We start from the raw sequence: 16,634 nt of genomic DNA on the forward strand, positions 1-16,634 counted from the left end.
AGATTCTTTTCGTCAACCCGGAGACAAACCATGGCAACCATCACGGCCCACGAGCCGAAAGGCAAGCACCAGTCGAAGAAAGCCACCGCGAGCGGCTGGATCGGCTCGGCACTGGAGTACTACGACTTCTTCATCTACGCCACCGCGGCGGCGCTGATCTTTCCGCAGATCTTCTTTCCCAAGGGCGACCCGCAGATCGCGATCATCGCGTCGCTCGCCACCTACGGCGTGGGCTACGTCGCACGGCCGATCGGCGCGCTGCTGCTGGGCCACTGGGGCGACACGCACGGCCGCAAGACGGTGCTGATCCTGTGCATGTTCCTGATGGGCTTTTCCACCGTCGCCGTCGGCCTGCTGCCGACCTATGACCAGGTCGGCCTGTGGGCGCCCGCGCTGCTGGTGCTGCTGCGCCTGATCCAGGGCTTTGCGGTGGCCGGCGAGATCTCGGGCGCGAGCTCGATGATCCTGGAGCATGCGCCGTTCGGACGCCGCGGCTTCTTCGCGAGCTTCACGCTGCAGGGCGTGCAGGCCGGCCAGATCATGGCGGCCGCGGTGTTCCTGCCGCTCGCGCACTACATGGACAAGGACGCCTTCAACGCCTGGGGCTGGCGCATTCCGTTCCTGCTGAGCTTCATCGTCATCGTGGCCGGCTACATCATCCGCAGGGAAGTGGAGGAGACCCCCGCCTTTGCCGAAGTCGAGAAAAGCGCGCAGGTGCCGAAGGCGCCGGTGATCCAGGCCGTGACCGAGAGCTGGGGCGACATGCTGCGCGTGCTGCTGTGCTCGCTGATGAACGTGATCCCGGTGGTCGCGACCATCTTCGGCGCCGCCTATGCAGTGCAGCCGGGCTACGGCATCAACTTCGAGAAGGACATCTATCTCTGGATTCCGGTGATGGGCAACATCCTGGCCGTGATCGTGATCCCGTACGTGGGCAACCTGTCGGACAAGGTCGGCCGCCGCCTGCCGATCGCCGTGGGTGCCATCGGTTCGGGCCTGCTGTCGTTCGGCTACCTGTACGCCATCAGCATCCACAACGTGCCGCTGGCCATCGTGATGTCGCTGCTGATGTGGGGCGTGGTCTACCAGGGCTACAACGCCGTGTTCCCAAGCTTCTACCCGGAGATGTTCCCCACGCGCACCCGCGTCTCGGGCATGGCGATCTCGCAGAACATCGGCACCGCGATCACCGCGCTGCTGCCCGCGCTGTTCGTGGCGGTCGCGCCTCCCGGCGCCGCCAACATCCCGCTGACCGTCGGCGCCATCACGCTGGCGATCTGCGCCATTGCCGCGGTCTCGGCCCTGAGCGCACGCGAAACCTACCGCGTGCACATGAACGACCTGGGCAAGCCCGATGCGGTGCCGGTCGACAAGCTCGAGTACGACCGGCTGCGCGAAGAAACGCTCGCCACCGCACGCATCGCCAAGGCCGCGGCCTGAAGACCTTGCGCGCACCAAGGGCGTCGGGGCGATGAAGAATGGCGGGCATGACCTCCCATCTCAAGATCGATTTCGTTTCCGATGTTTCCTGCCCCTGGTGCGCCGTCGGCCTGGGCTCGCTCGAGGCGGCGCTGCGGCGCGTCGCGCCCGGCATCACGGCGGAGCTGCACTTCCAGCCTTTCGAGCTGAACCCGCAGATGCCGCCCGAAGGCCAGGACACCTTCGAGCACCTGAACCAGAAATACGGCTCCACGCGCGAGCAGCAGGCAGAGTCGCGCGAGATGATCCGCCAGCGCGGGGCCGAGGTGGGCTTCGAGTTCAGCCCCGAGGGCCGGCCGCGCATCTACAACACCTTCGATGCCCACCGTCTGCTGCACTGGGCCGAGCTCGAAAGCCCGGCCAGGCAGGCAGCGCTCAAGAAGCTGCTTTTGAAGGCCTACTTCACCGACCGCCAGAACCCCTCCGACCACGAGGTGCTGGTGCGCCTGGCCGCCGAAGCCGGGCTCGATGCGGCGCGCGCCCGCGAGATTCTTGCCAGCGACGAATTCGCGCGCGAAACCCGCGAGCGCGAACGCATGTACACCGATGCCGGCATCCATTCGGTGCCTGCCATCATCATCAACGACCAGCACCTGATCTCGGGCGGCCAGCCGGTCGAGGTGTTCGAGCGCGCCTTGCGCCAGATTGCCGGCGCTGCACCCGCCAGCGTGGCGGTTGCCTGACTTAGCCGGGGCTTAGCCGCCGCCTTGCGCGGCGCTGCGAAGGTAAAGTGCGTCAACGCGGAGCGGGGCACGGCGGTTGAGGAAGCGTCCTTGAACCGCCGTCACTCCCAGGAGCTCCGAAGATGAAGAAGAAAAGCCTCATCGCCGCACTCGTTCTCATGGCCGCGGCCTCGCTGCCCGCATTGGCCGACGAATACGGCAGGCACCCGTTCTACCTGCACGCCCTGTCCGACCTGCGCACGGCCGCATGGAAAGTGGAGCACCGCCGCCCCGAAGACGGGAACGTCTCGCGCGACGAGCAGGTGGTGCTCGACGAGATCCATGCCGCCATCGGCGACCTGCAGCACGCGGCATGGCTCGACGGCAAGCCCCTCGAATGGCGCGAGCCTACCGACGCGTGGCTGCCGCGCCAGGGCCGCCTGCATGCGGCGGTCGACCTGCTGCGGAAGGTGCGCTCCGATGTGGCGCGCGAAGAAGACGATCCGCGCTCGCGGCCGTACCAGCAGCGCGGCCTGGCGCATGTCGACGTGGCGCTGGGCACCGCGCAGCACGCCATCGGCGACGTGCGCCGCCACGACCTGCGCACGGAGTGAATGCGGTGGCAGCCGCCGCTTCGCAGTGGTTGTTCCCCATGCGTCGCACGGCGATGGCGCTGGCTGCATGCGCACTGGCGCTGCTCGCGGCCTGCGCGAGCGCGCCGGGGGAGCATCGGCCGCTGGTGTCGGTTTCCCTGCCTTCTGCACCCATGAACGAAGCCGCGCGGCTGCGCTGGCTCGACCGCGTGGGCGGGGGTGCCAATGCGAGCAGCGAGGCGCAGCTGGCGCGGCGCGGCCTGCCGCTGTGGATGCGCGACCAGCTCAATCCGCGGCCCGCGCCGCTGCCGCCGGCCGCGCAGGCGCAGATCGATGCCATGGCCATTTCGCGCACGCCGCTCGACCAGCTCGTTACCGGACTCGATGCGCAGCGCAAGGCCGCCGACGCGCTGCCCGACGAAGACCAGAAGAAGGCCGCGCGCCAGGCCTACCAGCGGCAGCTCAACGAACTGGCGCGCGAGGCCCAGCAGCGCTTCGTGCTGCGCGCGCTCTATTCGCCCAACCAACTGCAGGAGCAGATGACGTGGTTCTGGATGAACCACTTCAACGTCAACCTGCGCAAGGACAACATCCGCGCGATGGTGGGCGACTACGAAGAGAACGCGATCCGCCCGCATGCGCTCGGCAGCTTCCGCGACCTGCTCGGCGCCACGCTGCACCACCCCGCGATGCTGCGCTACTTGGACAACGCGCAGAACGCCGCCAACCGCATCAACGAGAACTACGCGCGCGAGCTGATGGAGCTGCACACCATGGGCGTGGGCGGCGGCTATTCGCAAGCCGACGTGCAGGAGCTGGCGCGCGTGCTCACCGGCGTGGGCGTGAGCTACCAGCCGCTGGACGCGCCGCCGCCCAATGTGCGGCCGGCCCTGCGCGCCGACTACGTGCGCCGGGGCCTGTTCGAGTTCAACCCCAACCGGCACGACTACGGGCCGAAGACGCTGCTGGGCCAGCCGATCCAGAGCCGCGGGTTGGCCGAGGCCGACGAGGCGCTCGACCGCCTGGCGCGTGCGCCGGCCACCGCGCGCTTCATCTCGCGCAAGCTCGCCGTGTACTTCGTCTCCGACGATCCGCCGCAGGCCTTGGTCGAACGCATGGCGGCGGCCTTCACGCGCAGCGACGGCGACATCGCCCTCACGCTCAAGGCGATGTTCGAGTCGCCCGAATTCGCCGCCTCGCTCGGGCGCAAGTTCCGCGACCCGGTGCACTACGTGATCGCCGGCGTGCGGCTCGCGTACGACGACCGCGTGGTGACGAACGTGGGCCCGATGCTCGGCTGGATCAACCGCATGGGCGAGCCGCTGTACGGCCACGAGACGCCCGACGGCTATCCGCTCAACGAAGCCGCCTGGGCCAGCGCGGGGCAGATGAACACGCGCTTCGAGATCGCGCGCGCCATCGGTGCGAATGGCGCCGTGCTGTTCCGCACGGACGACAAGGCGCCGCTGGAGAAACCCGCATTCCCGCCGCTGGCCGATTCGCACGCGGTGCGCGCCATGCAGGCGGGCCTGGGCGCGGACACGCGCGAGGCGCTGGCGCAGGCGAGGAACCCGCAGGAGTGGAACACCTTCCTGCTGGCGTCGCCGGAACTGATGCGCCGCTGATGATGAAAAAAGGACACACCGCCATGCAACGCCGAGAACTGCTCAAGCTCATGGCCGCCGTTCCGTTCGCGGGCGCCTCCGGCCGGTTGATGGCCGCGCCCGCGGCCGAAGGCGCCAAGCTGCTGGTCGTGTTCCTGCGCGGCGCGTACGACTGCGCCAGCCTGCTCGTGCCCACGGGCAGCGACTTCTACTACGCCTCGCGCCCCAACATCGCCATCGCCCGGCCTGGCATGCCCGGCGGCGCGCTGCCGCTGGACGGCAGCTGGGGCCTGCACCCCGCGCTGGCACAAAGCCTGATGCCGATGTTCGAGCAGAAGCAGGCCTCCTTCATCGCCTTCGCCGGCACCGACGACCTCACGCGCAGCCACTTCGAGACGCAGGACTCGATCGAGCTGGGCCAGGCGCTCGACAAGCGCCGCGACTACGGCTCGGGCTTTCTCAACCGCCTGGCCTCCGTGCTCGGTGCCGGGCCGCTGGCCGGCGTGTCGCCCATGGCGTTCACCAACCAGCTGCCGATCGCGATGCGCGGCAGCGCCAAGGCCGCCAACATGGCGCTCGCGGGCAGCGCGCGTCCCTCGATCGATGCGCGCCAGAGCGAGGTGATTTCGGCGATGTACCGCAACACGGCGCTGGCACAGCCGGTGGCCGAGGGCTTTCAGGTGCGTGACGAAGTGGTGCGCGCCATGCAGGCCGAGATGGACGCAGCCAGCCGCAACGCCATGACGGCCAAGGGCTTCGAACTCGTCGCGCGCCGCATGGCGCGGCTCATGCGCGAGCGCTTCGACCTCGGCTTTGTCGACGTCGGCGGCTGGGACACGCATGTGGGGCAGGGTGGCGCCACCGGCTACCTTGCCAACCGCTTCGAGGAGCTGGGCCGTGGCGTGGCCGGGTTCGCAGAGGAGATGGGCGACGACGCCTGGCGCCAGACCGTGGTCGTGGTCATCAGCGAGTTCGGCCGCACCTTCCGCGAGAACGGCAACCGCGGCACCGACCACGGGCACGGCAGCGTGTACTGGGTGCTCGGCGGCGGACTCTCGGCGCAGGCCGGCGGGCGCGTCGTGGGCGAGCAGCAGGAAGTGGCGCAGGCCACGCTGTTCCAGAACCGCGACTACCCGGTGCTCAACGAATACCGCGCGGTGTTCGGCGGGCTGTTCAGGCGCATGTACGGCCTTTCGCCGGCACAGCTTGCGCGGGTGTTCGACGGGGTGGCGCCGAAGGATCTGCAACTGGTCTAGCTGTCCCGCGCACCGGCGTTCAAGAGCCGCCGAGAATCGGTGCATGCCCCATGCCGTCTCCCTCCTTCGCGCCGCGCGCCTGGCGCGCAGCGCCAAACCCTTTCTCGCCCGTGGCGGCTTCAAGCGCGAGCGCTGCGCGGGCTGCCGCCTGGTGCCCAGCCATTGCATGTGCGCCGTGCGTCCTTCGGTGGCAACGCGCGCGGGGGTGTGCCTGCTCATGGCCGACATCGAGCCGCTCAAGCCCACCAACACCGGATGGCTGGTCGCCGACGTGGTGGCCGATACTTTCGCCTTCGGCTGGGCCCGCACCGAAACCGATCCCGCGCTGCTGGCGCTGCTGGACGATCCGCAATGGCAGCCCTACGTGGTGTTCCCGGGGCAATATGCGGCGCCCGAGCGCGTGGTCCTGGCCGTTCCGGCGCCTGGAACGGACGGCAGTGGCAGCGCGAAACGCCCGCTCTTCATCCTGTTCGACGCGACATGGGCCGAGGCACGCAAGATGTTCCGCAGAAGCCCTTATCTCGACCGGCTGCCGGTGCTGAGCCTGCAGCCGGAGCGGATCACGCAATACAGGCTGCGCAACTCCGGCCGCGACGACCACTTCTGCACCAGCGAGGTGGCCGCGATGTGCATGAGCCTGGCGGGCGAGCCTGTTGCCGAAGAGACGCTGGATGCCTACCTTGCGGTGTTCACGCACCACTATCTGCATGCGAAGAACCAGCAGCCCATTGCCTGGGACGATGCGGCGCATCGGCGGCTGCGCGAGGTGGCCGGCCCGCGGCCGTCATGACTTCGTGGCGACTTCGTAGGCTGTTGTCACGGCAGAGTCGTCTTGCGCACCAAGTCCCCGCGCCGCGGTGCCGAGGAAGGCAAGGTATGCAGCATGTGCGAGCGCGGCAGGAAATCGCGATTCGCGCGTCGCGTCGAGCACCAGGGACATGTCCTTGACGAAGATATCGACGGCCGACGTAATGTCGTCGAACTTGCCCGCGATCATCCTGGGGCCCCGGTCCGCGAGCATCCAGGACCCGGCCGCTCCGCTGCAGAGAATCTCCAGCGTGAGATCCAGCGGCAGCCCCTGGCGCCTTGCGAGTGCGAGCGCTTCTCCCGCCGCAGCCAGATGGACGCCGCAGAGCAGTTGGTTGAGAATTTTCATCTGCGCACCGCAGCCAGCCGCGCCCAGGTAGTGCACGCGGGTGCCGAAGGTCTCGAGCACAGGACGCGCAAGCTCGAAGGCCTCGCGCTTTCCGGAACCCATGATTGTCAGTTGTCCGTGTTCCGCGCCGACGGCGCCCCCCGTGACCGGCGCATCGACCAGCCAGATCGAGTGCTGCGCCAGCCGCCTGTCAAGGGCACGAACATAGCCTGGATCCATGGTGCTGCAAGTGATGAACACGGTTCCGGCCGCCAGCTTCCCGACCAGGCCGTTGTCGCCAAAGAGCACGGTTTCCGTCTGCTGCGAATTGACGACTAAGCACACCACGACGCTGACCTGGCCGGCCATTTCGGCAAGCGAGCTGGCTGGAACGCCGCCTTGCGCTTGCAGCCACTCGAGTGCTTCGGGACGCACGTCGCAACCCACCACGTCGAAGCCCTTTGCAATCAGGTTGCCGACGGCGCCGCGGCCCATCGCGCCCAGCCCGATGAACCCCACCTTCTTCCTGGCAGTCATGCCTATGCAGGGGGGCTGTTCGGCCGCCGGGCTCATACCCACCCCTTGATCTGCCGGCTCATCATCTGCGCCGAGATGCCATAGCGGTCATGCAGTGTCGGCAGGGCGCCCGCGTCGAGGAACGCATCGGGCAAGCCGATCTGGCGATAGGCCGTCGAGATTCCCGAGCGCATCAGGAGGCCCGCCACCGCCTCGCCAAGGCCGCCGATCACCGAATGGTTCTCCGCCACCACGACCAGCCGGCCCAGCCGCCGGACCTCGGCAAGGATCGTCGCCTCATCCAGCGGCTTGATCGTGGGCACGTGCAGCACGGCAATATCGACGCCGTCATTCCTGAGTTGCTCGGCGACCTCGAGCGAGCGCATCGTCATGAAGCCGCTGGCGATCACCAGTACGCTTTTTCCGTCACGAATCAGCTTGGCCTTGCCGAGTTCGAACTTGTAGTCGTACTCGTCCAATACGCGCGGCACATTGCCGCGCGGCAACCGCATATAGACGGGGCCCTGATGGTCGGCCATCTGAGGTACGGCCTGCTCGATATCGAGCGCGTCGCAAGGGTCGATGATCGTCAGGCCCGGGATGCCGCGCATCAATGCCAGGTCTTCGGTGGCCTGGTGGCTCGGTCCATAGCCGGTGGTTAGCCCCGGCAGCGCGCAGCACATCTTGACGTTGAGGTTCTCTTCCGCAATCACCTGATGCACGAAGTCGTAGGCCCGGCGGGTGCCGAAGACGGCGTACGTCGTCGCAAAGGGAATGAATCCTTCCTTGGCCATGCCTCCCGCGGCCGCCATCAGCAACTGCTCGGCCATGCCCATCTGGAAGAACCGCTCGGGATACTCCTTCGCGAACAGGTGCAGGTCGGTGTACTTGGCAAGGTCGGCCGTCATCCCGACGATCTCCGGACGGCTGCGGCCCAACTCGACCAGGGCTTTGCCGAACGGCGCCGCTGTCACGCGCTGGCCTTCGCTGGCGATGGAGGCGATCATCGCGGAGGTCGTGAGCCTCGGCTTCTTTTCGGTGGTGGTACTCATCACAGGGCTCCTTCGGATTGCGCGCTGTCGACATGGGCGATGGCTTGCTGCCATTCCGGCGGGTCGACGCGGATGAAATGGTTCTTGTCCCGCGTCTCGAGGAAGGGGACGCCCCGTCCCATCAATGTGTCGAACAAGATGACGCGCGGCTTTTCTTCCTTCAGTGCGCGCGCGGCATCGAAGGCAGCCATGACGGCCGGCAGGTCGTTGCCATCGACGCGCTGCACGTGCCAGCCGAACGCTTCCCATTTGGCGGCGAGCGGCTCGAAGCCCATGATCTTTCCGGACGGGCCATCGGCCTGCTGGTTGTTGATATCGACCAGGCAGATCAGATTCGGCAGGCGGTGGTGCGCGGCGCCCATCGCAGCCTCCCAGGTCGATCCCTCGTCCAGTTCTCCGTCCGACATCGAGTTGTAGACGAAGGCCGGGTTGTTCTTCAGACGCAGCCCCAGCGCCATGCCGACGGCAATCGGGAGGCCTTGCCCGAGCGAGCCGCCGGACATTTCCATGCCCGGCGTGTAGGTGGCCATGCCGGACATCGGCAGCCGGCTGTCGTCGCTGCCATAGGTTTCGAGCTCTTCCTCGGGAATGATCCCGGCCTCGATCAGTGCGGCGTAGAAGGCAATCGCATAGTGGCCGTGGGACAGGAGGAAGCGGTCGCGGCCTTCCCACTTCGGCTCCTCGGGCCTGAACGCCAGTGCGTGCTTGTAGGCCACTGCGAGGACGTCGGCCCACCCGAGCGCCTGGCCGATATAGCCCTGTCCTTGCACTTCGCCCATGCGCAGTGCGTAGGCGCGAATGCGGCGGGCGCTTTGTCGAAGCGTCGATAAGTCAGACATGGAAATCTCCTGGAAAAAGTGTGTAGAAAAGGTGGGGCGCGGCGATCGCCAGAGGCGGCCCGGGCGGCCTGGCATGTCAGAGGAATCCGATCGAGATCCAGGGAATCGCAGCCACGGCCACCGTTCCGATGAACAAGGCGACCATGTAGCCGACGATGGGCTTCATGCCCTCGTTCGGATGGATCCGGCTGATGGCGCAGGCCGCGTAGTACCCGACGCCGAACGGCGGTGCGAAGAGGCCGATGCCCATCGCGAGGGTCACGACCATCGCGTAGTGCACTTCGTGGATACCGACCTGGCGCGCAATGGGAAACAGCAGAGGACCCAACAGCACGATGGCCGGGATGCCCTCCAGCACCGATCCGAGAATGATGAAGGCAACAACCGATACCGCCATGAAGGTGATGGCGCCGCCTGGCAGCGCCTTCATCGTGTCCGCCAGCGCGCTCGAGAATCCCGATTGGGTCAGGGCCCAGGCCATGCCGGTGGCAGCACCGATGATGAACAGGATCGAGCCGGAAAGCGACGCGGTGCTGACCAGCATCGGGTAGATGCGCTTCCAGTCGAACTGGCGGTACACAAGAAGTCCGGCGATCACCGCGTAGACGATGCCGATGGTCGACACTTCCGTCGCCGTTGCGACGCCCTCGACCACCGCTGCGCGGATGACGACGGGCAGCGCAAGGGCAGGGATCGAGATCAGGAACGACCTGGCGATCTCGCGGCCGCTCGCCTTGCGCACGCCCGACAGGTCCTCGCCCCGATAGCGCCACCACACGAGTGCGGCCAAGGTCGCGCCGACCACCACTCCGGGCAGCAGGCCGCCCGTGAAGAGGGCCGCAATCGAGACACCCGTCGCGGAACCGATCGTGATCAGCACCAGCGAGGGCGGGATCGTTTCGGTTTGCGCGCCGGTTGCGGAGAGCAATGCGACCAGATCGCCGGGCTTCGCGCCCCGCTTGCGCATCTCGGGGAAGAGTGCCGGTGCCACGGCCGCCATGTCGGCAGCCTTGGATCCCGAGATGCCGGAGACTAGATACATCGCGCCGATCAGCACATAAGAGAGCCCGCCGCGCACGTGCCCCAGCAGGCTGCCCAGGAAGCTGACCATGGCGCGCGCGATCCCGGTCATCTCGATGAGCAGGCCGAGCAGCACGAACAGCGGAACCGCGAGCAGGATGAGATGGCTCATGCCTTCGTCCATCCGGCCCACGACCACCACCGTTGGCGTGCTGGTCGTCAGCGCGATGTAGCCAAAGGTCGCCAGTCCGAACGAGAACGCGATCGGCAGGCCCAGCAGCACCATGGCACCCACGCCGAACACGAAGAAGAGGAGGAGATTCCAGTTGCCCAGCGGCACCAGCAGGGGTCCGGCCAGTGCCATTCCTCCAATGACCACGGCGACCAGGCCCAGCGCCAGGCCCGCATCCTTCCATCGGCCGATGCGCAGGATCTGGATGACGCCGACCAGCAACATCAGTCCGAGGCCGACCGGCAGCGCCGATGCCCGCCAGGAGTTGGGGATGCCCATGGCCGGCGTCGTGACGAAGACCTCGTCCTGCGCGAATTCGTAGGCGGGGTGAACCACAAATGCGAGGAAGGCAATGGCCGCAGCGATGGCGATCAGGTCCAGGAAGGCCCGCTTGCTCGAATCGAGCTTGCCCACGATCGCCGTCATGCGCATGTGCTCGCCGCGCTGGAACGCAACGATCGATCCGAGCATCGCCAGCCAGAGGAAGAGGATCGAAGCCAGTTCGTCAGACCACACCAGAGGTTCGTGGAACACGTAGCGGCTGGTCACGCCGGCAAGAAGCACGACGACCTCGGCCAGCACCAGCAGCGCGGCCGGAATTTCGACCAGCATGGCCAGAGCCTTGTTCAAGGTCTCGAGCCATGCGAGCGGCCCGCGCCGGCATGGCGCAGCCATGGTCCCGGCGGCGCCGGGCTCGTCACTAGAGATGTTCATGGTTTTCTTTCACGCGGCGGACGGCGGACGGCGGTCGATCAGCCGAGCTTGCCGGAGACTTTCTCCAGGAGATCCCATGGTGCAGCGCCGTACTTCGACTTCCATTCGCCGTAGAAGCCCGTGCTCGCCAGCTTGTTGCGGAAGTCTTCCTGCTGCACGTCGATGAAGCCGACGCCCTTGGCCTTGAGGTCGGACACCAGGCTGCTGCTGAGCTTGGCAACGTCGGCCCGCTGATCGATGGCGGACTTGTCGATCTCTCGCGTGATGACCTGCTGGACGTCGGGCGGCAGCTTCTGGAATGCGCGCTTGTTGCCAAGCACCCAGTAGCCGTCCCAGACATGGCCGGTCAGGCTGCAGGTCTTCTGGACTTCGTAGAGCCGCGCGGTCGAGATGATGGCGAGCGGATTCTCCTGGCCTTCCACCACCTTGGTCTGCAAGGCGGTGTAGACCTCGTTGAAGTTGATCGGCGATGGAGCGGCGTCCAGCGCCTTGAACAGGGAGGTCAGCGGAGGTGCGGGAGGCACCCGCACCTTGAAGCCCTTCAGGTCGGCTGCGGACTTGATCTCGCGCCCGGACGATGTGACGTGGCGGAATCCGTTGTCCCAGATCCGCGAGACGGTGAAGATGGGTGTCTTCGCGATCTCGGCTCGAATGTGGTTGCCCAGGTCGCCGTCCATCGCCTTCCAGACGTCGTCGTAGCCCTTGAAGGCAAAGCCTACGCTCGTGATGCCCGAGACAGGCACGAAGGTCGACAGGATCAGCGACGAGAGATTGAAGAACTCGACCGAGCCGTTTCGTACTTGCGCCAGCAGGTCCGTGTCGCTGCCCAATTGGTTGGCCGGGAAGAGCTTGATGTTGACCCGGCCCGAGGTGGCTTCCCGGATGCGGTCATGCGCTTCCTTGGCGCGCAAGTTGACCGGGTGGGTCGGATCCTGTCCGGTGGCGTACTTGAGTTCGAACTCGGCAGCATCCGCGCGGCGCGTGACGATCGAAAACAGGGGCAGCGCTGCGCCTGCGGCCAGCAGTTGCCGGCGTTTGAGTTTCGCAGGGGTGGGCTTGGGCTCGGTCATGGTTTTTGTCTCCTGGTTGTAGAAATGAGAAGGGGTCGCCGGCTCAGGGGCTCAATGGATCAACATGCCGCCATTCACGTCGAGCGTGATCCCCGTGCAGTACAGCGACAGATCGCTGGCAAGGAAGACGCAGGCGCCGGCGATGTCGTTGGCGCGGCCCAGCCGGCCGAGCGGAATGGTCTCGGCGATCTCGGCCTTTTTCTCTTCGGTGAGCTTGCCCTTGATGATGTCGGTGCCGATCAGGCCGGGCGTGATGCTGTTGATGCGGATGCCTTCGGGGCCGAACTCCCGCGCCATGGCGCGCGCCAGGCCAAGCACGCCGGCCTTTGCCGCCGAGTAATGCGGGCCACCCAGGATGCCCCCGCCGCGCTGCGCGGAGACCGACGAGATGCAGACGATCGATCCGCCGCCCTGTTGCTGCATGGAAGGCAGAACCGCCTGCGACATGTACAGCGTGCCCCGCAGGCTGACATCGAGGATGCGGTCATAGTCCGCACCGCTGATCTCGAGCGTCTTGGCCGGCTGCGTGATGCCTGCGTTGTTGACCAGCGTGTCGATGCGGCCGAATGCCTTCAGCACAGCCGCGGCGGCGGCATCGCACGAGGCCTTGTCGGTCACGTCGGCAACGATTCCAAGATGCTCGGGGCCGAGTTGCGCGGCCGCCGCCGCAGGAGCGGCGCGCTCCAGGTCGAGCACCGCGACACGGGCGCCATGGGCCGCCATCAGGCGCGCCGTGGCGAACCCGAGGCCGTTGATGCCGGCGCCGCCGGTAATGACGACGATCTTGTCCTTGAGCAGCATCGATTTGTCTCCAGAGTGGTGCGGTTGGCGATGGTCGTCGGACCAAGGCATGACGACAAGCGATGTGTTTTCAGCCTAAGATGACGATCTGTCATCTAACGACCGGGTTGACCCTATGTCCACACTGCCCGCCGTGACCAACCTGCAGGCCTTCGAAGCGGTGGCACGAAGAAGAAGCTTTGCCCTTGCAGCGTCGGAACTCCACCTCACTGCCTCGGCGATCAGCCATCAGGTGTCGCGCCTTGAAGCGCATCTCGGTGTGCGGTTGTTCGAGCGCAGCGCCCACGGCGTGCGGCTCAGCGCCGCGGGCGACATGTACTTGTCGAAAGTTGGCGGCGCGTTGCTGGCCATCGCATCGGCAACCGACGATCTGCGCCAAGGCGTGAGCAACAGCCTGTATGTGCACTCGGCGCCCAGCATTGCGAGCCTTTGGCTGATGTCGCGGCTGCGTGGCTTTGCGCAGGCTTACCCGGACATTTCGCTGAACCTGTCGGCCGCGCACACAACCAGCGATTTCGCCCTGGGCCAGGCCGACATCGACATCCGCTATGGAATACCGAACTGGCCCGACTTGGTGGTAGAACCCCTGTTCGAGGAGCGCATCGTGCCGCTCGCGAGTCCTGCATTCATCCGGCAGCACGGCTTGAAGCGCATCGAGCAGCTCAGCGGCGTGAAGCTGATCCAGAGCAACGTCAGCGTGGTGCAGTGGTCGGACTGGTTCGGACAGTTCAGCGACAAGCGGGCGCCCGACAGGTTTGCCATTCGTTTCGATCGGGCGCAGATGTCGCTCGATGCAGCCACCCAAGGCCTGGGCGTTGCGCTTGAAAGTGCGACGATTGCCGCAAGGCACATTGCCGAGCGCAAGCTCAGGCCCGTGTTCGGCCTTGATCAGGCTATCAAGGTCAAGGCGCACTTTGCGGTGTATCCACCACGGCACGCCAAGCGGTCATCGGTCGCGGCCTTCCTGCAATGGATCCATGCCGAAGCGGCAAGAAATTGAAAGCATTCACTTCGGCATACTCTCGATGCGCCAAGCTTTGGAGGTTCACATGCCGCCACAACCGGATATCGCCAAGACCGCACCGCAAGCCGCCTGGGGCCCCATTGCGCTCGCGCGCTTTCTGCACGGCGTGGTCGCGCTGGCCGCGGCCGGGGGAATCGGCCTCGAGTTGAGCGCGGCGATCAGTGGCGGCCCCGGCATCGCGCCCACGCATCTGGAGCGCTTCGTTCGGCTGTTCAGCTACTTCACCATCGACTCGAACCTGCTCGTCGGCGGCGTCTGCGCGCTGCTCGCCTTTCGTCCCGCGCACGACGGGCGGCTGTTCCGGGTGCTGCGGCTCACGGCGGTGCTCTGCATCGCGGTCACGGGCATCGTGTTCCACACGGTGCTCACGGGGCTGCGCGAGCTCACGCCCTCGGGGCAGCTTGCCAACTTCCTGCTGCACACGGTGACGCCGGTGTTCACGGTGCTCGGCTGGGCCCTGGTCGGACCGCGGCCGCGCACCGACCGCGGCACCATCGGGCGGGCCGTGCTGCTGCCGCTCGCATGGATCGTCTACACCTTCGTGCGCGGCGCGTTCGTGAGCTGGTACCCGTATCCGTTCATGGACGTGGGCCAACTCGGGTTTGCACGCGCAGCGCTCAATTCGGCGGCCGTCGCGGCTGTCTTCATCGCGATGGCCATCGGCCTGCGCCTGCTGGAGAAGCGGCTTCCCGCAGCGCCTGCCGGCTGAACGCAGGGCTTTGGGCTTCGCCGCAAAATAGGCGCTGGCGCGCACGGCGCATCCAGAAGGAACATCCGACATGACCACTCCCTTGCAGCAACTCCTCGGCACCGATCTGCCGCTGATCCAGGCACCCATGGCGGGCGTGCAGGGCAGCGCCATGGCCATTGCGGTCAGCAACGCCGGCGGTCTCGGCTCGCTGCCCTGCGCCATGCTGGGCCCCGACACCATGCGCAGCGAGCTCGCCGCGATCCGGGCCGGCACCGGCAAGCCCTTCAACGTCAATTTCTTCTGCCACACGCCGCCGGAGCCGAGCGCCGAGCGCGAGGCGGCATGGCGCAGCGCGCTGGCACCGTACTACGCCGAGTTCGGCATCGATGCCGCGAGCATCCCCACCGGCCCCGGGCGCAACCCGTTCAGTGCCGACGTGGCCACTGTGCTGGCGGAGTTCCGCCCGGCGGTGGTGAGCTTTCATTTCGGGCTGCCTTCGGAGGCGCTGATGGCGCAGGTGCATGGCTGGGGCGCGAAGGTGCTGGCCTCGGCCACCACGGTCGAGGAGGCGCGGTGGCTCGAAGCGCGTGGCGTGGATGCGGTCATCGCGCAAGGGCTGGAGGCCGGCGGGCATCGCGGCCATTTCCTGTCGCACGACCTGACGCGGCAGCTCGGCACCTTTGCGCTGCTGCCGCAGCTGGTGCATGCCGTGAAGGTGCCGGTGATCGCGGCCGGCGGCATTGCCGATGCAGCCGGCGTGGCCGCGGCCATGGCGCTGGGCGCTGCGGGCGTGCAGGTCGGCACCGCCTATCTGCTGGCGCCGGAGGCGACCACCAGCGCCGTGCACCGCGCGGCGCTCAAGAGCCAGGCCGCGCGCCACACGGCGCTCACCAATCTCTTCACGGGCCGCCCCGCGCGCGGCATCGTGAACCGCGTGATGCGCGAGCTGGGGCCGATCGGTGCGGCGGCGCCCGAGTTTCCGCTGGCCACCTCGGGCATTGCGCCCTTGCGCGCCAAGGCCGAGGCGCAGGGCAGCGGCGATTTTTCTCCGCTGTGGTCGGGGCAGAATGCCACCGGCTGCCGCGAGCTGCCGGCCGCCGAGATCACGCGCGCCTTGGCGCAAGGTTTTCAATCTCTTACGGCCTGACTTCATGACGCAACTCCACCTGCCTTTCAAGTTTCTCGAGCAGGCCGCAGGGCCGAACGTGCGCGAGCCCTGGCTGCTGGTGCTGATGCACGGCGTCGGCAGCAACGAGCAGGACCTGTTCGGCCTGGCGCGGCTCATGCCGCCGCAGTTCCACGTGCTGAGCCTGCGCGCGCCTTATGTGCTGTCGCCCGATGCGTACGCGTGGTTCGAGTTCGAGGTGCTGCCTGATGGCGAGCGGCGCATCAACGAGGAGCAGGAGCGCGAAAGCCGCTTCCTGGTGGGCGAGATGGTGGCCTCGGCGTCGCAGCAGCTCGGCGTGCCGCCCGAGCGCGTGGTGGTCGGCGGCTTCAGCCAGGGCGGCATCATGGCGCTGTCGCTGCTGCTGACACAGCCCGCGAAGGTTCGCGCCGCAATGGTGTGGCACGGCCGGCTGCTGCAACAGACGGCGGCGCACATCGCGGCGCCCGAGGCTTTCGAGGGCAAGGCGCTGTGGGTGAGCCACGGCAGCGCCGACAACGTGATTCCGCCAAGCGCCGCAGAGGCGTCGCGCGAACTCGCGCGCGGCCTGCCGCTGGCCTTGTCGGGGGCCGATTTTCCGGGCGGCCACGAGATCCGCCCGGCCGAGCTGCAGGGCGCACTGGCGTGGCTGCAGTCGCTCGGCTCGGCGGCGGGCGCCTCCTAGCGGGCGAACTTTCGCGCCGGGAGCGCGTCACAGGGCGTTACGGGATGACGCCGCGGCGGGGTGCCGATCTGGTGCACCATAGCCGCTCGTCTCCCATTGCAATCCTCCAAAAAAGGA

Annotated in this window: 16 protein-coding genes; 10 read left to right on the top strand and 6 right to left on the bottom strand. The window is 67.1% G+C overall.

The features are described from left to right. Nucleotides 1–30 precede the first annotated feature (30 nt). From VPA02S_RS26685 to VPA02S_RS26710, 6 genes are all read left to right on the top strand, one after another. The gene (locus VPA02S_RS26685) at nt 31–1,440 is read left to right on the top strand and encodes an MFS transporter (RefSeq protein WP_062366655.1); all 1,410 of its coding nucleotides are present in this window, start codon (nt 31–33) and stop codon (nt 1,438–1,440) included. Between the two features lie 38 nt (nt 1,441–1,478). Further along, nucleotides 1,479–2,162, top strand: a complete 684-nt coding sequence (locus VPA02S_RS26690; RefSeq protein ID WP_062366657.1) for a DsbA family oxidoreductase — start codon at nt 1,479–1,481, stop codon at nt 2,160–2,162. 122 nt (nt 2,163–2,284) lie between these two features. Continuing rightward, on the top strand, nt 2,285–2,755 hold the full coding sequence (locus VPA02S_RS26695; protein ID WP_062366659.1) for a hypothetical protein: 471 nt from the start codon (nt 2,285–2,287) through the stop codon (nt 2,753–2,755). Between the two features lie 38 nt (nt 2,756–2,793). Beyond that, nucleotides 2,794–4,359, top strand: coding sequence for a DUF1800 domain-containing protein (locus tag VPA02S_RS26700; RefSeq protein WP_062366661.1), 1,566 nt, complete (start codon nt 2,794–2,796; stop codon nt 4,357–4,359). Nucleotides 4,360–4,382: 23 nt separating this feature from the next. Continuing rightward, the gene (locus VPA02S_RS26705; protein WP_062366663.1) at nt 4,383–5,594 is read left to right on the top strand and encodes a DUF1501 domain-containing protein; all 1,212 of its coding nucleotides are present in this window, start codon (nt 4,383–4,385) and stop codon (nt 5,592–5,594) included. A 43-nt stretch (nt 5,595–5,637) separates the two neighbouring features. Further along, a complete protein-coding gene (locus tag VPA02S_RS26710; protein WP_062366665.1) occupies nt 5,638–6,384 on the top strand; it encodes a tRNA-uridine aminocarboxypropyltransferase in 747 nt (248 codons plus the stop codon). Here the strand turns inward: VPA02S_RS26710 and VPA02S_RS26715 are convergent. From VPA02S_RS26715 to VPA02S_RS26740, 6 genes are all read right to left on the bottom strand, one after another. Beyond that, nucleotides 6,379–7,266 carry an NAD(P)-dependent oxidoreductase gene (locus VPA02S_RS26715; protein ID WP_244883770.1) on the bottom strand — a complete coding sequence of 296 codons (888 nt, stop codon included), beginning with the start codon at nt 7,264–7,266 and terminating at the stop codon, nt 6,379–6,381. The two genes, VPA02S_RS26710 and VPA02S_RS26715, sit on opposite strands and share 6 nt — an antisense overlap. A 32-nt stretch (nt 7,267–7,298) precedes the next feature. Next, nucleotides 7,299–8,297 (bottom strand): transketolase family protein, encoded by a 999-nt coding sequence (locus VPA02S_RS26720; RefSeq protein WP_062366669.1) that lies wholly within the window; start codon nt 8,295–8,297, stop codon nt 7,299–7,301. Then, nucleotides 8,297–9,136: a transketolase gene (locus VPA02S_RS26725; protein WP_062366671.1), complete on the bottom strand. Its 840-nt coding sequence runs from the start codon at nt 9,134–9,136 to the stop codon at nt 8,297–8,299. Before VPA02S_RS26725 ends, VPA02S_RS26720 begins: the two co-directional genes overlap by 1 nt. A 76-nt stretch (nt 9,137–9,212) precedes the next feature. Next, nucleotides 9,213–11,102: a TRAP transporter large permease gene (locus tag VPA02S_RS26730; protein ID WP_081247635.1), complete on the bottom strand. Its 1,890-nt coding sequence runs from the start codon at nt 11,100–11,102 to the stop codon at nt 9,213–9,215. A gap of 38 nt (nt 11,103–11,140) precedes the next feature. Beyond that, entirely contained in the window at nt 11,141–12,172 is a 1,032-nt protein-coding gene (locus VPA02S_RS26735; protein WP_062366675.1) for a TRAP transporter substrate-binding protein, read from the bottom strand. Between the two features lie 51 nt (nt 12,173–12,223). Beyond that, the gene (locus VPA02S_RS26740; RefSeq protein WP_062366677.1) at nt 12,224–12,973 is read right to left on the bottom strand and encodes an SDR family NAD(P)-dependent oxidoreductase; all 750 of its coding nucleotides are present in this window, start codon (nt 12,971–12,973) and stop codon (nt 12,224–12,226) included. Nucleotides 12,974–13,088: 115 nt separating this feature from the next. Here VPA02S_RS26740 and VPA02S_RS26745 point away from each other — a divergent pair, with 115 nt between their 5' ends. From VPA02S_RS26745 to VPA02S_RS26760, 4 genes are all read left to right on the top strand, one after another. Beyond that, nucleotides 13,089–13,973, top strand: a complete 885-nt coding sequence (locus VPA02S_RS26745) for a LysR substrate-binding domain-containing protein (RefSeq protein ID WP_018905595.1) — start codon at nt 13,089–13,091, stop codon at nt 13,971–13,973. A gap of 49 nt (nt 13,974–14,022) precedes the next feature. Continuing rightward, nucleotides 14,023–14,706: a Pr6Pr family membrane protein gene (locus VPA02S_RS26750; protein WP_062366680.1), complete on the top strand. Its 684-nt coding sequence runs from the start codon at nt 14,023–14,025 to the stop codon at nt 14,704–14,706. Between the two features lie 70 nt (nt 14,707–14,776). Beyond that, nucleotides 14,777–15,835: an NAD(P)H-dependent flavin oxidoreductase gene (locus VPA02S_RS26755; RefSeq protein ID WP_062366682.1), complete on the top strand. Its 1,059-nt coding sequence runs from the start codon at nt 14,777–14,779 to the stop codon at nt 15,833–15,835. Nucleotides 15,836–15,839: 4 nt separating this feature from the next. Next, a complete protein-coding gene (locus tag VPA02S_RS26760; protein ID WP_062366684.1) occupies nt 15,840–16,517 on the top strand; it encodes an alpha/beta hydrolase in 678 nt (225 codons plus the stop codon). Nucleotides 16,518–16,634 lie beyond the last annotated feature (117 nt).

It is taken from the genome of Variovorax paradoxus NBRC 15149 (assembly GCF_001591365.1).
In the GTDB taxonomy this organism is placed as follows: Bacteria; Pseudomonadota; Gammaproteobacteria; order Burkholderiales; family Burkholderiaceae_C; genus Variovorax; species Variovorax paradoxus.

What these genes read in the sequence shown, in the direction of transcription:
- VPA02S_RS26735 (WP_062366675.1), bottom strand. Translation starts at nt 12,172, where the DNA reads ATGACCGAGCCCAAGCCCACCCCTGCGAAACTCAAACGCCGGCAACTG.
- VPA02S_RS26750 (WP_062366680.1), top strand. Translation starts at nt 14,023, where the DNA reads ATGCCGCCACAACCGGATATCGCCAAGACCGCACCGCAAGCCGCCTGG.
- VPA02S_RS26710 (WP_062366665.1), top strand. Translation starts at nt 5,638, where the DNA reads ATGCCCCATGCCGTCTCCCTCCTTCGCGCCGCGCGCCTGGCGCGCAGC.
- VPA02S_RS26755 (WP_062366682.1), top strand. Translation starts at nt 14,777, where the DNA reads ATGACCACTCCCTTGCAGCAACTCCTCGGCACCGATCTGCCGCTGATC.
- VPA02S_RS26720 (WP_062366669.1), bottom strand. Translation starts at nt 8,297, where the DNA reads ATGAGTACCACCACCGAAAAGAAGCCGAGGCTCACGACCTCCGCGATG.
- VPA02S_RS26745 (WP_018905595.1), top strand. Translation starts at nt 13,089, where the DNA reads ATGTCCACACTGCCCGCCGTGACCAACCTGCAGGCCTTCGAAGCGGTG.
- VPA02S_RS26700 (WP_062366661.1), top strand. Translation starts at nt 2,794, where the DNA reads ATGCGTCGCACGGCGATGGCGCTGGCTGCATGCGCACTGGCGCTGCTC.
- VPA02S_RS26715 (WP_244883770.1), bottom strand. Translation starts at nt 7,266, where the DNA reads ATGACTGCCAGGAAGAAGGTGGGGTTCATCGGGCTGGGCGCGATGGGC.
- VPA02S_RS26725 (WP_062366671.1), bottom strand. Translation starts at nt 9,136, where the DNA reads ATGTCTGACTTATCGACGCTTCGACAAAGCGCCCGCCGCATTCGCGCC.
- VPA02S_RS26685 (WP_062366655.1), top strand. Translation starts at nt 31, where the DNA reads ATGGCAACCATCACGGCCCACGAGCCGAAAGGCAAGCACCAGTCGAAG.
- VPA02S_RS26730 (WP_081247635.1), bottom strand. Translation starts at nt 11,102, where the DNA reads ATGAACATCTCTAGTGACGAGCCCGGCGCCGCCGGGACCATGGCTGCG.
- VPA02S_RS26740 (WP_062366677.1), bottom strand. Translation starts at nt 12,973, where the DNA reads ATGCTGCTCAAGGACAAGATCGTCGTCATTACCGGCGGCGCCGGCATC.
- VPA02S_RS26705 (WP_062366663.1), top strand. Translation starts at nt 4,383, where the DNA reads ATGCAACGCCGAGAACTGCTCAAGCTCATGGCCGCCGTTCCGTTCGCG.
- VPA02S_RS26760 (WP_062366684.1), top strand. Translation starts at nt 15,840, where the DNA reads ATGACGCAACTCCACCTGCCTTTCAAGTTTCTCGAGCAGGCCGCAGGG.
- VPA02S_RS26690 (WP_062366657.1), top strand. Translation starts at nt 1,479, where the DNA reads ATGGCGGGCATGACCTCCCATCTCAAGATCGATTTCGTTTCCGATGTT.
- VPA02S_RS26695 (WP_062366659.1), top strand. Translation starts at nt 2,285, where the DNA reads ATGAAGAAGAAAAGCCTCATCGCCGCACTCGTTCTCATGGCCGCGGCC.